The 18,631-nt window shown below is 69.8% G+C and carries 16 protein-coding genes and 1 pseudogene; 6 read left to right on the top strand and 11 right to left on the bottom strand.

Annotation, left to right across the window (positions count from 1 at the left end):
- Positions 1 to 271: 271 nt before the first annotated feature.
- From OG729_RS23215 to rsmI, 8 genes are all read right to left on the bottom strand, one after another.
- Complete coding sequence (locus OG729_RS23215; RefSeq protein WP_405807957.1) at positions 272 to 2,077, bottom strand: ABC-F family ATP-binding cassette domain-containing protein; 1,806 nt, start codon at positions 2,075 to 2,077, stop codon at positions 272 to 274.
- Positions 2,078 to 2,193: 116 nt separating this feature from the next.
- Positions 2,194 to 3,516 (bottom strand): acyltransferase, encoded by a 1,323-nt coding sequence (locus OG729_RS23210; protein WP_405807956.1) that lies wholly within the window; start codon positions 3,514 to 3,516, stop codon positions 2,194 to 2,196.
- A 108-nt stretch (positions 3,517 to 3,624) separates the two neighbouring features.
- Positions 3,625 to 4,527 carry a 4-(cytidine 5'-diphospho)-2-C-methyl-D-erythritol kinase gene (locus OG729_RS23205; RefSeq protein WP_405807955.1) on the bottom strand — a complete coding sequence of 301 codons (903 nt, stop codon included), beginning with the start codon at positions 4,525 to 4,527 and terminating at the stop codon, positions 3,625 to 3,627.
- Positions 4,524 to 5,384 (bottom strand): 16S rRNA (adenine(1518)-N(6)/adenine(1519)-N(6))-dimethyltransferase RsmA, encoded by an 861-nt coding sequence (rsmA, locus tag OG729_RS23200; RefSeq protein WP_360881804.1) that lies wholly within the window; start codon positions 5,382 to 5,384, stop codon positions 4,524 to 4,526. Before rsmA ends, OG729_RS23205 begins: the two co-directional genes overlap by 4 nt.
- A complete protein-coding gene (locus tag OG729_RS23195; RefSeq protein ID WP_405807954.1) occupies positions 5,381 to 6,964 on the bottom strand; it encodes a ubiquitin-like domain-containing protein in 1,584 nt (527 codons plus the stop codon). The genes rsmA and OG729_RS23195 overlap by 4 nt, the downstream gene beginning before the upstream one ends.
- A 139-nt stretch (positions 6,965 to 7,103) precedes the next feature.
- Complete coding sequence (locus OG729_RS23190; protein WP_405807953.1) at positions 7,104 to 7,973, bottom strand: TatD family hydrolase; 870 nt, start codon at positions 7,971 to 7,973, stop codon at positions 7,104 to 7,106.
- 33 nt (positions 7,974 to 8,006) lie between these two features.
- Complete coding sequence (locus tag OG729_RS23185) at positions 8,007 to 8,423, bottom strand: hypothetical protein (RefSeq protein ID WP_360881810.1); 417 nt, start codon at positions 8,421 to 8,423, stop codon at positions 8,007 to 8,009.
- A gap of 127 nt (positions 8,424 to 8,550) precedes the next feature.
- Entirely contained in the window at positions 8,551 to 9,438 is an 888-nt protein-coding gene (gene rsmI / locus OG729_RS23180; protein ID WP_405807952.1) for a 16S rRNA (cytidine(1402)-2'-O)-methyltransferase, read from the bottom strand.
- A 53-nt stretch (positions 9,439 to 9,491) separates the two neighbouring features.
- Between rsmI and OG729_RS23175 the strand changes: the two genes are divergently transcribed.
- Positions 9,492 to 11,213 (top strand): dolichyl-phosphate-mannose--protein mannosyltransferase, encoded by a 1,722-nt coding sequence (locus tag OG729_RS23175; protein WP_405807951.1) that lies wholly within the window; start codon positions 9,492 to 9,494, stop codon positions 11,211 to 11,213.
- Between the two features lie 168 nt (positions 11,214 to 11,381).
- Here OG729_RS23175 and OG729_RS23170 read toward each other — a convergent pair whose 3' ends face one another.
- Entirely contained in the window at positions 11,382 to 12,038 is a 657-nt protein-coding gene (locus tag OG729_RS23170; protein WP_405807950.1) for a hypothetical protein, read from the bottom strand.
- A gap of 12 nt (positions 12,039 to 12,050) precedes the next feature.
- A complete protein-coding gene (locus OG729_RS23165) occupies positions 12,051 to 12,341 on the bottom strand; it encodes a hypothetical protein (protein ID WP_405807949.1) in 291 nt (96 codons plus the stop codon).
- 39 nt (positions 12,342 to 12,380) lie between these two features.
- Between OG729_RS23165 and OG729_RS23160 the strand changes: the two genes are divergently transcribed.
- Positions 12,381 to 13,490 (top strand): hypothetical protein, encoded by a 1,110-nt coding sequence (locus OG729_RS23160; protein ID WP_405807948.1) that lies wholly within the window; start codon positions 12,381 to 12,383, stop codon positions 13,488 to 13,490.
- A gap of 196 nt (positions 13,491 to 13,686) precedes the next feature.
- Entirely contained in the window at positions 13,687 to 13,881 is a 195-nt protein-coding gene (locus OG729_RS23155) for a hypothetical protein (RefSeq protein WP_405807947.1), read from the top strand.
- Positions 13,882 to 14,272: 391 nt separating this feature from the next.
- Here the strand turns inward: OG729_RS23155 and OG729_RS23150 are convergent, their stop codons facing one another.
- Entirely contained in the window at positions 14,273 to 14,896 is a 624-nt protein-coding gene (locus OG729_RS23150; RefSeq protein WP_405807946.1) for a hypothetical protein, read from the bottom strand.
- A 205-nt stretch (positions 14,897 to 15,101) separates the two neighbouring features.
- Here OG729_RS23150 and OG729_RS23145 point away from each other — a divergent pair, with 205 nt between their 5' ends.
- From OG729_RS23145 to OG729_RS23135, 3 genes and pseudogenes are all read left to right on the top strand, one after another.
- The gene (locus tag OG729_RS23145) at positions 15,102 to 15,644 is read left to right on the top strand and encodes a hypothetical protein (RefSeq protein ID WP_360882461.1); all 543 of its coding nucleotides are present in this window, start codon (positions 15,102 to 15,104) and stop codon (positions 15,642 to 15,644) included.
- Positions 15,645 to 16,008: 364 nt separating this feature from the next.
- Positions 16,009 to 16,686, top strand: a pseudogene (locus tag OG729_RS23140) (helix-turn-helix domain-containing protein); the annotation flags it as partial.
- 142 nt (positions 16,687 to 16,828) lie between these two features.
- On the top strand, positions 16,829 to 18,469 hold the full coding sequence (locus OG729_RS23135) for a penicillin-binding transpeptidase domain-containing protein (protein ID WP_405807945.1): 1,641 nt from the start codon (positions 16,829 to 16,831) through the stop codon (positions 18,467 to 18,469).
- Positions 18,470 to 18,631: the final 162 nt, after the last annotated feature.

The following is an 18,631-nucleotide window of genomic DNA, read 5'->3' as shown; positions in this document are numbered from 1 at the left end:
CGTACGGTCCGCTGCCCGGCCGGACTCCCCCGCTATTCCGGCGAGCACTCGACCCGGAAAGGAGCGTTTCGGACATGGATACCGCTGTTTCACGTCAGTCGAGCGGGAGTTCTTTCTATCATTCGGGCACTCTCGAACGAGGGGCCGGTGCACCCCTGTTCCCAAGGGAGGACCGGCCCGTGATGCTGCTGTTACGCCCGGAGGTCCGAGGTCTGCCCGCACGATGAGCCCGGCGGGATCTCCACGATTTCTCTACGCCTCTTCGGCTTTGCTACGCCTCTTCGGCGAGCTCCAGCCAGCGCAGTTCCAACTCCTCGCGCTCGCCCGCCAGTTCCCGCAGCTCCGCGTCGAGTTTCGCCACCTTCTCGAAGTCCGTCGCGTTGTCGGCGATTTGGCCGTGCAGCTTGGACTCCTTCTCGGAGAGCTTGTCGAGCTGCCGCTCGATCTTCTGCAACTCCTTCTTCGCCGCGCGGACATCGGCCGCGGACTTCTCCGTGACGGCGGGAACGGGAGCCGCGACGGCGGCCGGGGCAGCCGTCTCAAGCATCCGCTGACGGCGCTCCAGATACTCGTCGATGCCGCGCGGCAGCATCCGCAGGGTCGCATCGCCCAGCAGCGCGAACGTCTTGTCCGTCGTCCGCTCGATGAAGAACCGGTCGTGGGAGATGACGACCATCGAGCCCGGCCAGCCGTCGAGCACGTCCTCCAGCTGGGTCAGGGTCTCGATGTCGAGGTCGTTGGTGGGCTCGTCGAGGAAGAGGACGTTCGGCTCGTCCATCAGCAGCCGCAGCAGCTGGAGCCGGCGCCGCTCACCGCCGGACAGATCGCCGACGGGCGTCCACTGCTTCTCCTTGGTGAAGCCGAACTGCTCGCACAGCTGACCCGCCGTCATCTCGCGGCCCTTGCCGAGGTCGACGCGGTCGCGCACCCGCTGGACGGCCTCCAGCACCCGCAGATTCGGGTCGAGCTCGGTGACCTCCTGCGAGAGGTAGGCGAGGCGGACGGTCTTTCCGACGACGACCCGGCCGGCCGCGGGCTGTGCGTCGCCCTGCGTGCGGGCGGCATCGGCGAGCGCGCGCAGCAGGGAGGTCTTGCCCGCGCCGTTCACGCCGACCAGGCCGACGCGGTCGCCGGGACCGAGCTGCCACGTCAGATGCTTCAGCAGCACCTTGGGTCCGGCCTGGACCGTCACGTTCTCCAGGTCGAAGACGGTCTTGCCGAGGCGGGCGCCGGCGAACTTCATGAGCTCGCTGGTGTCCCGGGGCGGCGGCACATCGGCGATCAGCTCGTTGGCGGCCTCGATGCGGTAGCGCGGCTTGGAGGTACGGGCGGGGGCGCCGCGCCGCAGCCAGGCCAGCTCCTTGCGCACCAGGTTCTGCCGCTTGGTCTCCTCGGTGGCCGCGATGCGCTCGCGCTCGGCGCGCGCGAAGACGTAGTCGCTGTAGCCGCCCTCGTACTCGTACACCGAGCCGCGCTGGACGTCCCACATCCGCGTACAGACCTGGTCGAGGAACCAGCGGTCGTGGGTGACGCAGACGAGCGCGGAGCGGCGCGCCTGCAGATGCTTGGCCAGCCAGGCGATGCCCTCGACGTCGAGGTGGTTGGTGGGCTCGTCGAGGACGATCAGGTCCTGCTCGGCGATGAGCAGCTTGGCGAGCGCGATACGGCGGCGCTCGCCACCGGAGAGCGGGCCGATGACGGTGTCCAGGCCCTGCTCGAAGCCGGGCAGGTGCAGATCGCCGAAGAGCCCGGTGAGGATGTCGCGGATGCGTGCGTTGCCCGCCCACTCGTGGTCGGCCAGGTCGCCGATGACCTCGTGCCGGACGGTCGCGGCGGGGTCGAGCGAGTCGTGCTGCGTGAGCACGCCGAGCCGCAGCCCGCCGCTCTGGGTGACCCGCCCGGTGTCGGGCTCCTCCAGCTTGGCGAGCATGCGGATGAGGGTCGTCTTGCCGTCGCCGTTGCGGCCGACGACGCCGATGCGATCCCCCTCGGAGACGCCGAGGGAGACTCCGTCGAGCAGGGCACGGGTTCCGTACACCTTGCTGACTGCCTCGACATTGACCAGATTGACGGCCATTTCACTCCTGTACCGGGGGATGGATCGACGTCCCAGCCTAGTCGTCGCGGGGCGTCCGACAACGTGCGGCGGTCGATCAAGGGCCGAGGTACGGGGTGGCACGGCTGCGGGGCCCGCTAGGAGACGACAGGCCTCGGGGTCCGGCGGCCCGCGCGCTCGACGAGCAGCCAGCCGACGAGGGCCATGGCGACGGCGACCGGCGCGGTTACGCGTACGGCGACGAGCATCGCGGTCCGGCCCTGAAGCATTCCGCCGAAGCCGACCATGGACAGGCCGAGGACGCCGAAGAGGCAGAGTGTGATGCCGAGGGCGGCGACGGGTCCGCCGGAGCCCGGGCCGGGTTTGGCGGATGCGGGTCGTTCGAAGGAACGGAACGCAGTGACCAGGAGCGCCGTGAGGACGAGCGCGGCGGCGATACGGACCGGGACCTGGGCCCACCACGCGGCGGTGGCGGGCGCGGGCAGCGTGACGTCGAGGGCGAGCATCGCGCCGTACACCCCGAGCATCGCGGTGAGGTGCCACAGGAACGCGGTCATGGCGACCCCGTTGGCCGCGACGACACCGCGCCAGACCTTCGGGCGGGCAGCGAACCGGGCGCCGGGCGCCCGGAGCAGCTCCACCGCGCCGACGAGCCACAGCCCGTGGCACAGGAGCGCGAGGGTGGGCGGGGCCATGTTGGAGACCTTCTCGCCGGGCATCCCGACCATGGACAGGGGGTACGGCCCGAACGCGACGAGCGCGGCGGCCCCGGCCAGCCCGGCGGCGGCGAGGGCGACGGGCATCCGTATGCGGCCGTCGGCGCGCAGGAAGCCGAGTTGGTGGACGGCGAGCCAGACGAAGGCGAAGTTCAGGAACTCGACGAAGGGCACGTGCCCGGCGAAGCGCGCCACGTCGACGAGGACGGCACCCGCGACGAGGGCACCGAAGGCCCCCCATCCGTACCGCTCATGGAGCTTCAGCAGCGGCGGGGTGAAGGCGACCATCGCGAGGTAGATCCCGATGAACCAGAGCGGCTGCGCGACGAGCCGCATGGCGACGCCGGTCAATCCGCTGTCGCCGCCGAGGAGTTGAACGATCAGCGCGGCGGCTCCCCACACGAGGATGAACACCACGGTGGGCCGCAGGAGCCGCTGGAGGCGGGCCCGCAGAAAGGCGGAGTAGACCGAGCCGTCGGGCTGCTTGCGGCGCAGGGAACGGTAGGAGAGGGCGTGCGAGAAGCCGCCGACGAAGAAGAACACGGGCATGATCTGCAGCACCCAGGTGAGCAGTTGCAGCCCGGGCACCACGGCGAGGAGATTGCCGACCTCGTCCCCGGTGACGACGGCCATCAGCCAGTGCCCGAGCACGACGGTCCCCAGCGAGGCGACCCGCAGGAGGTCGACATACCTGTCCCGCGTCCCGGGTGTGGCGGCGGCGAGCTCACGAACGCTTGATCCCATGGGGGTACGGTGCCGCGGGGGCGAGGGGGTGCGTGAGGGCGCTCGTACTCAACCGTGGCCTGAGTACGGTCACACCACCACGCGGGAACGGGCGGGGTGGGGGATGAGTCAGGCCCGGGCCACAACCGTCGCGCCGCCCGCCGGGGACGACGCCACCCTCGCCGCCCGGCACGTGCCCGAGCCCAGCAGCGCCTCCGCCACCGACCGCGCCGACTCCTCGTCCTTCGTCAGGAACGCCGTCGTCGGTCCCGAGCCCGAGACCAGGGACGCCAGCGCGCCCGCCGCCATGCCCGCCTCCAGCGTCGCCGACAGCGAAGGCCGCAGCGAAAGCGCCGCGGGCTGGAGGTCGTTCGCCAGCGCACCCGCCAGGGCCGTCGCGTCGCCCGTGCGCAGCGCGTCGAGGAGGGCCGGGGACGCGACCGGGGCCGGGACCGCGACGCCCTCGTTCAGGCGGTCGAACTCCCCGTACACCGCCGGCGTCGACAGACCGCCGTCCGCCACCGCGAACACCCAGTGGAAGTCGCCGCCCACCTCGAGCTCGGTGAGCATCTCGCCACGGCCCGTGCCCAGTGCCGCGCCCCCCACCAGGCTGAAGGGGACATCGCTGCCCAACTCCGCACAGATGGAGAGGAGTTCGGATCGCGACGAACCCAGTCCCCACAGCACGTCGCACGCGAGCAGCGCACCCGCTCCGTCCGCGCTGCCGCCCGCCATGCCTCCCGCCACCGGGATGTCCTTGGCGATATGGATGTGCACGTCGGGGGACAGACCGTGCCGCGCCGCCAGGAGCTCCGCCGCCCGCGCCGCCAGGTTCGTACGGTCCAGCGGGACCTGCGCCGCGTCCGGGCCCGAGCAGGTGATCGTCAGCGACGACGCGGGGCTCACCGTCACCTCGTCGTACAGGGACACCGCCAGGAAGACGTTGGCGAGGTCGTGGAAGCCGTCGGCCCGCGCACCCCCCACCGCCAGCTGGACGTTGACCTTCGCCGGCACCCGTACCGTCACGCTCACGCCTTGGCCTCCGCGATCCGTGCGAACTCCTCGACCGTGAGGGACTCGCCCCGGGCCTGCGGCGAGATTCCCGCGGCCACCAGCGCCTTCTCCGCCGCCGCGGGCGATCCCGCCCACCCCGCCAGCGCCGCCCGCAGCGTCTTGCGCCGCTGCGCGAACGCCGCGTCGACCACCGCGAAGACCTCCTTCTTCGAGGCCGTCGTCTTCACCGGCTCGGACCTGCGCACCAGCGACACCAGACCCGAGTCCACATTCGGCGCGGGCCAGAAGACATTGCGGCCGATCGACCCGGCCCGCTTCACGTCGGCGTACCAGTTCGCCTTGACCGACGGGACGCCGTAGACCTTGTTGCCTGGCGAGGCCGCCAGCCGGTCCGCGACCTCCGCCTGCACCATCACCAGCGTGCGCTCGATCGTCGGGAAGCGGTCCAGCATGTGAAGCAGGACCGGCACGGCCACGTTGTACGGCAGGTTCGCGACCAGGGCCGTCGGCGCGGGCCCCGGCAGCTCCTGCACCAGCATCGCGTCGGAGTGGACCAGCGAGAAGTGCGTGGCCCGCTCCGGCAGCCGCGCCAGAATCGTCGACGGCAGCGCCCCCGCCAGCACATCGTCGATCTCGACCGCGACGACCCGGTCCGCCGCCTCCAGCAGGGCCAGGGTCAGCGACCCGAGGCCCGGGCCGACCTCGACGACCACGTCGTCCTCGCGCACCTCGGCCGTGCGCACGATCCTGCGGACGGTATTGGCGTCGATGACGAAGTTCTGGCCGCGCTGCTTGGTGGGGCGTACGCCCAGCGCTGCGGCCAGTTCACGGATGTCGGCGGGGCCGAGGAGTGCGTCGGGCTCAGTGGTGCTCACCGATACAGCCTACGGCCGCAGTGCGGCCACGGACTCGCCCCCCGCTGCACGTAGAGCTTCTTCGCCCGGTACGTCTGTTCCGCCGCGGGTGCGTCCTGCGGCCGCCCGCTGCCGCCCAGCGAGTGCCAGGTCCCGGTGTCGAACTGGTACAGCCCGCCGTAGTTCCCCGACGGGTCGACCGCGTCGGGACGCCCGCCGGACTCGCAGTGCGCGAGGGCGCTCCAGTTCAGTCCGTCCGCGCCCTCCACAGAGGTCGGCAGCGGCTTGGTGCCCACCACCACCCGCTCGGTGACCGGCTCCCGCAGCACCCTCTCGGCGATCTTCTTCGGCTTCTGCCGCACGCCGTTGACCGTCCGCAGGGCGTAGGTGACCTGGCGCGCGCCCGCCCTGCCCTGCCGTACGACGACCTGGGTGCCGACGAAGAGCGAGCTGTCGCGGGTCTTCTCGGTCTTGTAGCCGATCGGCTCCTCGCGCACCTGTCTGGTGCGTGTGATGCGCATGACGGTGACGGTCTGACCGTCGCGCGGGAAGCTGCCGGGCGGCACGGACGTGGTGTCCTCGTCGCCCAGCTCGATCCCGGCCTCGTCCAGCGCCTCGCGCAGGGTCGCCGCGTTGGTGCGGATCGTGTGCTCGCGGCCGTCGGCCATGAAGGTCACGGTGCGTTCGGTCCGTACGTCGAGCGCGAGGCCCCGGCGGGAGATCGCCTGGGAGCGGGACGCGGACAGATACGCGCCTTCGGCCCGCACCCCGAGCTGCCGCAAGGCATCGTCGACGGTGCGCCCCGTGGTCCACACCCGGCGGGGTTGGCCGTCCAGGGTGAGCGTGACGGGCCGGCCGTAGCGGACAACGACCTCGTCACCGCTGGCGAGGACCGAGCCGGGGCCCGGGGCGACGATGTCGTGCGCGCTGACGGCCAGGCCCTCGTCCTGCAGGAGCTCGTGCACATCGTCGGCGAAGGTGTGCATGGTGCGCGGCACGCCGTCGACGGTGAGCCGCACCGCCTTGTCGCTGGCGACGAAGGCCGAGGTGCCGCCGGCCAGGAAGGCGACGACGAGGGCCTGCGGGATGAGCCGGCGCAGGGCGTCGGGCTTGCCGCCGGATCTGCGACGTCGAGCGGCGCGACGGGCTTCGGCACGACCGGCGGCCGGCGCAGGGGTGGGGACGGGCACGGGAGCGGGCACGCGCGTGGGCACGGGAGTTGAGGCAGTGGCGGACCTGGCGTGCTCGTCGGGAACAAAGCTCTGACGCGGCAGCGCCGGCACGGTCGGGGTGTACGCCGACGGGTACGGCCCGTACGCCAAGGTGGGCGCTTCAGGCCCCTCGTATGCCGAGGTCGGCGCTTCATGCCGCTCGTGGTGCGCCAAGGTGGGGGCTTCATGCCACTCGTACGCCCAGGTGGACGCTTCGTACGGCGCTGCCACCCGGTTGGCGGCGGCACGGCCGCCCAACCCCGCGACCGACTCGTACGGCTCGTACCGCTCGTACCACTCGTACGACGGAGTCGTCCCGTACGACCCTGCAGGCGCTTCGTACGGCTCTGCCGCCCCCGCGGCACGATGACTGCCCTGCGAATTGCTCACGACGCTCCGTAGGTCCGGTCCGGTCCGCCCGATGGCGTTGCGGGCCGGGACCCTATCGGAGCTCCGGTCACTCTCCAAAGCGATTCGACTACGCAGTGTCGTGCCGCTGCCCTGCGCGTGCGTCGGCCCCTGTTATCGCTCAGTAATCAAAGGCGTTGGCCGTATTAGCCGAAATCGCCGCGGCCAGCGTGTCCTCGTCGACGCCCCGCACCGCCGCCATCGCCCGCACCGTGATCGGAATGAGATACGGCGCATTGGGCCGTCCGCGGTACGGCGCCGGAGTGAGAAAGGGAGCGTCCGTTTCGACGAGTACCAGTTCCAGCGGGGCGAAGGCGAGCGCGTCGCGCAGCGGTTGGGCGTTCTTGAAGGTCACATTGCCGGCGAAGGACATGAAGTAGCCCGCGGCCGCGCACACTTGTGCCATTTCCGCGTCACCGGAATAGCAGTGGAAGACGGTGCGCTCGGGAGCGCCCTCCTCGGCGAGAATCCGCAGTACGTCGGCGTGCGCCTCGCGGTCGTGAATGACCAGCGCCTTGCCGTGCCGCTTGGCGATCTCGATGTGCGCGCGGAAGGAACGCTCCTGGGCGGCCATGCCCTCGGGGCCGGTACGGAAGTAGTCGAGGCCCGTCTCTCCGACGGCCCGCACCTGGTCGAGGGCGGCCAGCCGGTCGATCTCGGCGAGCGCGTCGTCGAGCGCGGCATCGCCGCCGGCCTCGCGCGCACCCTGCCGGGACCAGCCGTCCGGGTCCCCCAGCACGATGCGCGGGGCCTCGTTGGGATGCAGGGCGACCGCGGCCCACACGCTGTCGTGGGCCGCTGCCGTCTGAGCGGCCCAGCGGGAGCCCTTGATGTCGCAGCCGACCTGGACGACGGTGGTCACGCCCACTGCCGAGGCCCTGGCCAACGCCTCCTCAACGGTGCCCTCCTGCATGTCCAGGTGGGTGTGCGAATCGGCGACCGCCACCCGGAGCGGTTCGGGCAGCGGCGGTGGTGCGGACTTCGAACTCATGGGCGCGATCCTACGAGGCTCGCGCCCGTGACTTCATTTGCGGTGGAAGGGGTGCAGGAGATCGGAGAGGTGCCAGTGATGGCCAGGTTCCGCGGGCTCTACCTTTTCCGGCTTTTCGGTCTTCTCGGGCTTCTTGATCTGCTCGGGCTGTCGGGGCCCCTCGCTCGGCCATGGCCCTGCGATCGACCCGGCCTGCGCCATGAGGCCATGCAGTGAGGAGACCTGCCCCGACCGCATGATCCGCACGACATGTCCCCCGCAGGTCGGGCAGCTCGGGCTCGAGAGCGGGGAGGGCACCCGCAGACCGCCGGCCTTGTAGATGACGAATTCATGCCCGGATATGTCGACGTGGTGCTCTATCTCGTACGACTCTTCCCAGCCGTGCCCGCAGCGCATGCAAGCGAAGGCGTATGCCTCGTGGACCTTGGCGGCGCCTGTGATCTCACTCATGCCAGCTCCTCTCCACCGACCAGTGGACGCCCATTCGAGCGGGAGCGCATCAGCGCCTGTCGATTAATGGTGTGGTCTTTGGCCTTCCCATGCAGAAACGCTCAGGACACGGTCTGCGCTTTGCTTTTTACGATAGTCCTTTACCGTCCGCGGGGACCGGCCGATCCGCGTTCTTTGCCGCGACCACGGCATCAAACACCTCTCGCTTGGGAAGCCCCGCCTCCGCGGCGACCGCGGCGATGGCCTCCTTGCGCCGCTCCCCCGCCTCCTCGCGCACCCGCACCCTGCGCACCAGCTCGGCGGGGTCCAGCTCACCGGGCCCGGTCTCGGGCGCGCCCTCGACGACAACGGTGATCTCACCGCGTACGCCCTCGACGGCCCACGCCGCGAGCTCGCCGAGACCGCCGCGCTTGACCTCCTCGTACGTCTTCGTCAGTTCGCGGCACACCGCGGCCCGGCGCTCGGCGCCGAAGACCTCGGCCATCGCGGCGAGGGTGTCGTCGAGCCGGTGCGGCGCCTCGAAATACACGAGAGTCCGCCGCTCGTCGGCGACCTCGCGCAGCCTGCCGAGACGCTCGCCCGCCTTGCGCGGCAGAAAGCCCTCGAAGCAGAAACGGTCCACGGGCAGCCCGGACAGGGCGAGCGCGGTCAGCACGGCGGACGGCCCCGGCACCGCCGTGACCTTGATGTCCTTCTCGACGGCCGCGGCGACGAGCCGGTAGCCGGGGTCGGAGACGGACGGCATTCCGGCGTCGGTGACCAGCAGCACCCGGGCGCCGCCCACCAGTGCCTCGACCAGCTCCGGCGTACGGGCGGTCTCATTGCCCTCGAAGTACGACACGACCCGGCCCCGGGTGTGCACACCGAGCGCCTGGGTGAGCCGGCGCAGCCGCCGGGTGTCCTCGGCGGCCACGATGTCGGCGCCCTCCAGCTCGGCGGCGAGCCGCGGCGGCGCGTCCGCGACATCGCCGATGGGCGTCCCTGCGAGTACCAGCGTTCCTGTCACACAGGCCATCCTCGCAGGACCAGTCGCACGACTCGCACAGTCGCGTTCCCTACGATGGCGCGGTGACCAGTACCGCGCCACAGACCCTGCAGGGCAAGGACGCCGATCGGCAGCCGCCAGACTGGCAGCAGCGACTGCGCAGATTCGGCTACGCGCCCCGGCCCGTGATCGGGCTGCGCGACCGCCTGGTGCCGCCCTACACCCGCCCCTCCGAGCGGCTGTGGCAGGTGTTCGGCATCCCTCCGGCGGTCGTGAACCCGCTGCTGCGCTGGGCTGCTTGGGGCGGGCCGCTGCTGGTGGCGCTGGTCGCGGGCGTGCTGCGGTTCTGGAACCTCGGCAAGCCGGACGCGGTGATATTCGACGAGACGTACTACGCCAAGGACGCCTGGGCCCTGATCAACCAGGGGTATGAGGGGAGCTGGCCGAAGGACGTCGACAAGCGGATCCTGATCGATCCCTCCAGCGTCCCGGTCCCCACCGACCCCGGCTATGTGGTGCATCCACCGGTCGGCAAGTGGGTCATCGGCATCGGCGAGCACTTCTACGGGTTCACGCCGTTCGGCTGGCGGTTCATGGTCTTCGTGCTCGGCACGCTGTCGGTACTGATGCTCTGCCGGATCGGCAGGAGGCTGTTCCGCTCGACGTTCCTGGGCTGCCTTGCGGGCACGCTGCTCGCCTTCGACGGCCTGCACTTCGTGATGAGCCGCACGGCGCTGCTCGACCAGGTGCTGATGTTCTTCGTGCTTGCGGCCTTCGGGTGTCTGGTCATCGACCGGGACTGGGCGCGCAGAAAGCTTGCGGCAGCGCTCCCGACGGACGAGGAGGGGGTCCTGCGGCCGGACGCCACGGTCGCGGAGACGCTGCGGCTCGGCTGGCGGCCCTGGCGGCTGGCGGCCGGCCTGATGCTGGGCCTGGCCGCGGGCACCAAGTGGAACGGCCTCTATGTGATGGTCGCGTTCTGCCTGATGACGGTCCTCTGGGACGTCGGCGCCCGCCGGACGGCGGGCGCGGTGCAGCCGCACAAGGCGGTGCTCCGGAAGGACGTCGTACCGGCCTTCGTCTCAACGGTGCCGGTCGCGATCGCCACGTACATCGCCTCGTGGACCGGCTGGATCGTCACCGACAAGGGCTACTTCAGGGACTGGGCCGAGAAGGACGGCAAGGGCGGCAGCTTCACCTGGCTGCCGGACTGGCTGCGCAGCCTGTGGCACTACGAGAACGAGGTCTACGAGTTCCACGTCAATCTGACCTCCGGCCACACCTACCAGTCGAACCCGTGGAGCTGGATCGTGCTGGGCCGCCCGGTCTCGTACTACTACGAGGACCCGAAGGCGGGCACCGGAGGCTGCCCGGTCAACGCCGGGGACAAGTGCGCGAGCGAGGTGCTGGCGCTCGGCACACCGCTGCTGTGGTGGGCGGCGTGCTTCGCGATCTGCTACATCCTGTGGCGCTGGCTGTTCCGCCGCGACTGGCGCGCGGGCGCGATCGCCTGCGGCGTCGCGGCCGGGTGGGTGCCCTGGTTCTTCTACCAGGAGCGCACGATCTTCCTGTTCTACGCGGTGGTGTTCGTGCCGTTCCTGTGTCTGGCGGTGGCGATGATGCTGGGCGCGATGCTGGGGCCACCGGGCTCGGACGAGCGCAGGCGGGCGCTCGGGGCGATCGGCGCGGGGGTGCTGGTGCTGCTGATCATCTGGAACTTCATCTACTTCTATCCGCTGTACACGGGGATCCCGATTCCGGTGGATCAGTGGCGGAACAGGATGTGGCTGGATACGTGGGTCTAGCGACGGTCCAGCGGGGACGAGGGCGGGTGCGGCACCGGTTGGTGCGGCACCCGCCTTGGTCGTTGTTGGTGGTCGCTGGTCATCGGAGGCCGTCCTTTGACGGCCGGCAGAAACCGGCGGCCGCGAGGCCGCGGCCGCCGTTGCGAAGGGTTCGACTCTGTTCGAATGTCACCAGTCCGTGAGGTCCACAAGGCGGGAGCAGTGCGGGTCGGTGTCATCTACAGAGATGCGCTCTTCCTCGGTGATCAGAGGCCGGATGGCGGCGAGCAGCGCGGTGATCGCGCCGGACGCTCGTACGTCGACAGCGGTCACGTCGACGGTACCCTCGCTGTCGAAGTAAAGGCGCAGCCGGTCCGGGTCTTGCAGAAGGAAGCCACGGAGGCGGAGAGCGGGCCGCTCTTCGGTCCAGGGGTAGGTGAGGCTGCGCAGGATGGTGAAGGCGTTGTCGGCCGCGCCCGGGGCGACGGGGTCGACCGTCGTGAGGTCCACACGGACGAGCATCATGCCCATCACGCTGCCGATGCGGTCACTGGGATAGATGTGGGTGCCAGTGTGAAGGGCCCGCAGGATGCCGAGGGAGTCGTCGGCACCCACTAGGTCCTCGGGGTCGTCAGCGGAACGGAGGGGGATCTCCCAGGCGGTCAACTCGTCCGGGATGCGGGCGTTCTGAGCGCCGGTGACGATGCGGATCGCCTCGGCAGGGGGCGGCGCGGGAAGAACCCCCCGGATGAACTGGGCATCAGGAAGGGGCGCGTGGATGTGGTGGAGCAGCAGACGGGTGATGTCCGCCTGCTGCTCCGCGACGTCTCCATGCATGGAAGTCACTCGTCGACGATGTCATTGGTTGAGCCAGTTCGGGCACTTGGTCATGCCCTTGCAATAGGCGGTGATGACGCCGATCTTCTGACCGCGGCCGGCATCGTAACGTCCGTCTTGGGTCTTGCGCGCGTTCTGGACGACAACGACGACCTGCACTCGGCGGCTGCCGTTCCAGGCATAGGCCCAGTATTCGAGGTGGGCGCCGTGCTTCACGTCGGGCTTGCCGTTCAGGGCGGCGTTGACGATCCGGCACTTCTTGGACGTTGCCCAACCCCCAGCAGACTGGGCCTGGTCTCCTTGCCCCGGCACGGCAACGGCCCCGCTGATGGGTGGAGGTCACAGTCAGCCGTGGGTATCAGGTCGACTCCCAAGTCGCCGTCCACGGGCGGGGGCACGCATCCCTCCTCGACGTGCCACATCCCCGTCCTCGTCGGGGATTTCGGCGGGGTTCCGTACCACTTCCTTTCCGGCACGGTGAACTACATCAACTCCGCCACGTCGGACTGGGAAGAGAATTCCCGGGCGACGGTCCAGGAGGCGGATGTCTGCGTATTCGTCATCGTGGAGCAGATCGGACGCATCACCTGGGAGACGGAGGTGACCGAGGCCCTGCTGGCCGGAAAGCCGTTCCTGGTGCTCTGCCTGGACAAGACGTACCAGAGATACCTCACCCTGAATTCGACGTTCCCGCCACCCGCCGACCTCTCGGTACTGCCGGAACAGGAGAGGAGTCTGATCGCGACGTTACGGGAGATCGAGGAGGAAAGGCGGCTGACGGCCGTCGCCTACAGCCCAGGAATCTTCCGGAACGTTCTCCGCCGCGAACTCTCGAAGCTCTTCGACATCGCGCTCGGGCAGTTGGAGGACCGCAACCGGAGGAGAGCGACCGTGCCGCTGCTCACCGACCCCGCGCGGCTGACCATGACCGACCTCAGGGTGGCCCAGGCCATCGCCGTGGACGAGTGGGAGGACAAGCGGCTTCGCAAGGCGGCGCTGCGCGCCCTGGCCGCCCGCGGAACGCTGGACGAGGACGCCCTGCTCTCGCTGCTGGCCAGCACCGAACAGGGGGTACAGCGGATGACTGTGGAGCTCCTCGGCGACCTGCACGCGGCCAGACCGGTCGACCCGGCCCTGTTCGAGCACGTCGTCGCAGTGGCCAACGCCTCGGACGACGTGGGGATACCGCGGCGCCTGGTCCCGGTCCTCCTGGACATGAACCTGCCTGCCGCGATCGACGCCCTGGAGATGCTCGACATGGAGGACTCGGGCAGCAAGCGCAGGCTCGCCGACGCCCTGGAGACGCACGAGGCCGCCATCGCCCGCGAGGGGCTCCAAGCCGCCGCTGCGCACCTGCTGGAGAAGTGCCTGTCGAACACGTCCGAGTCGGACTGGAAGACCCGCTGCCGGGCCTACCTCGCGCGCCTGGGCTTCGGGCCGGCCGCCGCCGGCACCGCCTGACGGCACCCCGCCCTATCGCACGGCAGGCCGCCGTACGTCGCTCGCACCCGACCACTGCCACGACACCACGGAGGCACCATGCCACTCTTCGGACGACGCAAGCAGTAGCCGCAGCCGGCCAGACCGCCCGCCTGCATCGGCCGCAAGTTCCAACTCGGACGCGGGCGTCGAGGAGTCGGTGGCGAACTTCCGGGCCATGATCACCCAGCGGCTGGGTCACGAGCCAGCCTTCGCCACGACGGACTGGACGGGCCCGGCCCCGGCCCCCGAGCGCGTCATCGCCGCTCGCACTCCGGACGGTACGGCCTACCTCGCCCTCTGGCCCGAAGGCGCGATGCACTTCGCCCCCCCGACTACCAGCAGCGGCCGACCCCGCCGCTGGTCGGCATGAGGAAGATGCGCGACGGCTCACTGCGGAGCACTGGCAGCGTCGAGGCAGGCGAGTTCGGCGTCGGCGGCGCGGACTGATCCGCGAAGGTCCGCCGGACAGACCCCGGGGTCTGTACGGTCGCTCCGGACCTCAATGGGTGAGTCAAGGCCTGTCTTCAAACCCTGGGTCTACTGCTGATCTTGGTGACCTGCCTTTCCACAGCTGCGGCCACTGGGCTACAGAGGCCGTTCACCTTGGTTCACCGGCGGTTGGCAGCCGAGATGAGCTTGGCTCCGAGTCTCATCTGAACGACCGCGACCGCGGCTGGATGAGACGGAAACCGAGACGGGCCGACACCGCGCACCCGGACTCGTCTTGCCGCCGGCCACGGGGCACCAACTCCTGCGTGCGGTCAGCAGTCCTCGGTGAACTTCACTGCGTCGATGGTGACTGGCTGTCCGTCGAGCTTGGCCCCGGCGGCGGGTTCGGTCCGGCAGACCTGCCAGTTGGATTCGACGATCACTATGCGGTCCTGACCAGTACTGTCGTGGACCGCGATGCTGGTCGACGAGTCGAGGGTCTGGCGCGCGACCTTGACCGACTTGCCCTTGAGGTTGGGCATGGTCTTGCCTGCGGGTTCCGGCTCGGCCTGGTCGCCGCCTGCGGGACAGTCCTCGTCGAGCTTCACCGTACCGAAGTCGACCTTGGTGTCCGTGGAATGGCTGCCGGGCGCCGGGGTCTGCGAGCAGACCTTCCAGTGACGATCCAGGACTTGCATGCGGCCACGGCCGAGAGAGTCGTGTGAGGCGAGGGCATAGAAGCCGGCGGCTTGGGCTTCGTCCTGGGCTGACTGGAGGCCTTTGCCTACGAAGTCGGGCAGTGAGGCTGTCTCGGATCCGCCGCCCTTCCCGGCGGCTGGTGCACTGGTGTCATTTTTCGTCGGCTTTTCCGACGAGCTGCTACCGGTCGGTCCGCAGGCACTGAGGCTGGTGAGCAGGAGTGCGGTGGCGATGACCGCGGTGGTGCGGGTGCGCATGATCCCCCCAGGATATTGCGTGTTGAGAGGGTCATCATCGGGCACTTCGGGTGATCACGGCTGCATAGTGGTCGTTCTGTGACGCGCAGCGGCGAATCGCTGCACCGGCCTGAGGCAGCCCGCCTGGCCGCGGGTTCGCCTCGGGAGCGTGCGCATCGTAGCCGCCTCCCGGCGCCGGAGCGCTGGTTGCCCTCGAGGTTTCGGCGTGGCTACTGTGCTCGCACAAGTGATCAATTTTGTGGGGGGAACAACTGTGAAGTTCCGCATGCGCGCGATCGGGCGTGGGTTGACTCTTGCTGCGGCAGCTGTGGGGATGACGGCTCTGGCGGTTGGTCCTGCTTCGGCGGCGACCAACTGGAAGCCGTTTACCCCCGTCGAGGGGATGTTGTGCGCGGACACCATCACGCATCACGTCTATAAGGATGTGGGGTTCCAGGGCTGCTGGATCCACAACGCCAAAGATGACGCACAGATGGTGCTCGTGGTCATCAACAACGGACCCAAGGCCGTCAACATCAGCGGTCACATCATCTCCGACCTCGGAAGCAACGCCGACTGCGCCACCTCGGTGCTCAACCCGCGTATCCGGGTGGCTTGTTACGCCCCGACCAAGCACACCAACTGCGACGAGGTGTACGACAACACAGTGCAGCTCGTCGTAAACGGATCCATCAAGGCCGGCCCGGGACCCAGCATCGTGCGCGGCTGCAGCCCGGTCGGACTCAGGGCCTTCCACCAGGCTGACTGACCGTCAGCCAGGGCGGCGAGCGCCAGCGATCACGGAGTAGCAAGAATCGGCCCCGCCAGGTTTTCTGGGCAGGGGCCGATTTGATTGCGGCTGCGTCAGCCAGGGCGCCCGCACCCAACTGACCGGCACCACGGACCACGGGCGTGTTCGGGCCGGGCTATTCGGGTTCAACCGTGAAGGAAGCGTGGGCAGTTGCGACGTCAGCTTCCGGAGGCGTACGACACGAAGCCCGCCCACGTGGCGGACGTGACTGCGAGGCGGGACCTCGTGCCGGAGAACGGCGCATCGCCGCACGTTCCACCGGAGCACGGGCACCCGTGTTCCGGGCGCACGGGCGGTCTTTCCCAAGGAACGGAAGAGAAGCGTGGACATCAAGACCCTGGCCGCCCGCTTTCCCGAGGGCGCGGACGGCATCTCCGGCGCTCTGCGCGAGCTGGAGGCCCATGGCTATCTGCGGCGGGCGCGCGAGCGCGTTCCCGGTGGTCGGATCGTCACCCGCACCGTCTCCTGCAACCAGCCCGCCGCCGAGCGACACCCTCACCCCAGCAAGGCGGCCGACCGCCCCTGCCCGCCCGACCCCGGACGTACGGACCCACCGGCCGCCCCCGCCCCTCGCTGCCCCGAACCGCGCCGCAAAACCTCGCCCCTGCACGTACCGCAGCCCGCCTTCCCCGCCCCGCCCCTCCTTCAGGCCGCCACCGAACTCCTCGCAGGACTGCACCACCAGGACCCGCGCCTGCTTCTCTCCGCACGGGACGCGGACCGCCTGGCACCAGGGGTCGCCGCATGGCTGGAGCGTGACGTCAGCCCCGCCGCCGTACGGCACGCCCTGACCGCCGATCTCCTGCCCGACGGTGTGCGCCGCCCCGTCGGCCTCCTCGCCCACCGGCTCACCGTCCGACTTCCATCGCCACCCCCGTTCCGCGCACGTGCCCAACAGCACCCGCTCCAGAACTGCGACAGCTGCGACCGGGCCTTCCGCTCGCCGGAACCAGGTGACTGTCGCGCCTGCCTGGCCGCCGCACCCCGAAAGCCGGACTGATTCCGCTTGGTCGTCGCGGTTCCCGGCCCATCGTCGCGGTCTCGTAACAGCCGCGACGACTGTCACTCCTGTCCCGTAGAGTGCATGCGATGCCGCTCTTGAACATGTTCAAGAGCCGCGCTCCTGGGAGGGGAACGCAGCAATGCGCAGTGGAGCGAAGGTCGCCGTCGTCGGCGGCGTGTTTCTGGTCGTCGCCGGTGGCGTCGGCTACGGGGGATACAACCTGTACAGCGGGCTGACCGGCGGCGCTGGGACGGGTACCAAGTCCGCGTCCGAGACCAAGAGGTCCGGGCCGCCGAGTGCGGACGAGATCGACACGACCGCGAAGGACTTCCTGTCGGCGTGGGCGAGCGGTAAGGCGTCCGAGGCCGCGCAGCTGACCAACAACGCGTCCGAGGCCGAGCCGTTGCTCGCCGGATACCGGGATCAGGCACATGTCTCCGCGGCCGTGATCACGCCGGGGAAGGCCGTCGGCGCCAAGGTGCCGTTCACGGTGAAGGCGACGGTGTCGTACGAGGGGCAGAGCAAGCCCTGGTCGTACACCTCCGAGCTGACCGTGGTCCGCGGGCTGACCACCGGCAGGCCGCTCGTCGCCTGGTCGCCGACTGTTGTGCATCCCAAGCTGACGAAGGGCACGACACTCAAGACGGAGCAGGCGTCGGCCCCGCCGATCAAGGCCGTCGACCGCAAGGACCGGGAGCTGACGAAGGAGAAGTACCCCTCGCTCGGGCCCGTTCTGGACGCGCTGCGCAAGAAGTACGGCGAGGACGCGGGCGGGACGGCGGGCATCGAGCTTGTCGTCGCGTCGAGCGACCAGAATGTGGCCGATCAGAGCCTGCTGACCCTCACCAAGGGCAAGGAAGGCACGCTGAAGACCACGCTGGACGCGGATGTGCAGGCGGCGGCGGAGAAGGCCGTGAAGCAGTACGGCCAGGCGTCCGTGGTCGCGATCAAGCCGAGCACGGGTGAGATCCGGGCCGTCGCCAACAGCCCGGCGGGCGGCTACAACACGGCGATGATGGGCGCGCAGGCGCCGGGCTCCACGATGAAGATCGTGTCGTCGGCGATGATGATGGACAACGGTGTCGTCAAGGGCCCGGGCGCCAAGGTGGAGTGTCCGCCGGACGTGACGTGGGAAGGCGTGAAGTTCCAGAATCTCGACCGGTTCGAGATCAAGAACGGCACCTTCAAGGACAGCTTCCGGCGCTCGTGCAACACCGCCTTCATCAAGGCCGTCAAGCCGCTCAACAAGAAGGGCATCGCCGGAACGGCACTGGGCGAGACGGCCCGCAAGTACTTCGGCATCGGCCTCGACTGGCAGACGGGCGTCGTCAGCGTCGACGGCAGCGTGCCCGAGTCGTCGGGCGCGGAGACCGCCGCCTCGTACATCGGGCAGGGCAAGGTCACCATGAACGCGCTCAACATGGCGTCCATCACCGCCACCGCGAAGAGCGGCGGCTTCCACCAGCCGGTGATCGTCCCGCAGTCCCTCGACAACCGTGAACTGGCCACCGCGCAGCCCCTGCCGGGCTCCATCGCGCAGGCGTTGCGCGAGATGATGCGGGCCACCGCGCAGAACGGCACGGGTCAGGCCGCGATGGCGAGTGTCGGCGGCGACAAGGGCGCGAAGACCGGCTCCGCGGAGGTCGACGGACAGGGCAAGTCCAACAGCTGGTTCACCGGGTTCGCCGACGATCTGGCCGCGGCCGCGGTCGTGCAGTCCGGCGGGCACGGCGGCGACGCGGCGGGTCCGGTGGTGGCGTCGGTGCTGCGCGCACGGTGAGCGTCCCGTTGGGATGGTTCCGCGGGCTCGCGGAGTGGCCCGGGCTCGCGCTGGCCCGCGGAGTGGCGTCGGCGCGGGTGAGTCCCACGAGCCCGGCGTGAGTCCCGGGCTGCCCGGCCATGGCGCAGGAAAGCCACTCGCATGGCCCGTACAGCCACCGCT

The sequence above is a fragment of the Streptomyces sp. NBC_00210 genome (genome assembly GCF_045160975.1).
Taxonomy (GTDB): Bacteria; Actinomycetota; Actinomycetes; order Streptomycetales; family Streptomycetaceae; genus Streptomyces.
This window is presented reverse-complemented; position numbering and strand designations above follow the sequence as displayed.

Bases quoted from the DNA above. Each gene is read 5' to 3' on its own strand.
- OG729_RS23215 (WP_405807957.1), bottom strand. From the start codon at position 2,077: ATGGCCGTCAATCTGGTCAATGTCGAGGCAGTCAGCAAGGTGTACGGA.
- OG729_RS23135 (WP_405807945.1), top strand. From the start codon at position 16,829: ATGCGCAGTGGAGCGAAGGTCGCCGTCGTCGGCGGCGTGTTTCTGGTC.
- OG729_RS23155 (WP_405807947.1), top strand. From the start codon at position 13,687: ATGATCACCCAGCGGCTGGGTCACGAGCCAGCCTTCGCCACGACGGAC.
- OG729_RS23185 (WP_360881810.1), bottom strand. From the start codon at position 8,423: ATGAGTGAGATCACAGGCGCCGCCAAGGTCCACGAGGCATACGCCTTC.
- OG729_RS23210 (WP_405807956.1), bottom strand. From the start codon at position 3,516: ATGGGATCAAGCGTTCGTGAGCTCGCCGCCGCCACACCCGGGACGCGG.
- rsmI (WP_405807952.1), bottom strand. From the start codon at position 9,438: ATGGCCTGTGTGACAGGAACGCTGGTACTCGCAGGGACGCCCATCGGC.
- OG729_RS23190 (WP_405807953.1), bottom strand. From the start codon at position 7,973: ATGAGTTCGAAGTCCGCACCACCGCCGCTGCCCGAACCGCTCCGGGTG.
- OG729_RS23150 (WP_405807946.1), bottom strand. From the start codon at position 14,896: ATGCGCACCCGCACCACCGCGGTCATCGCCACCGCACTCCTGCTCACC.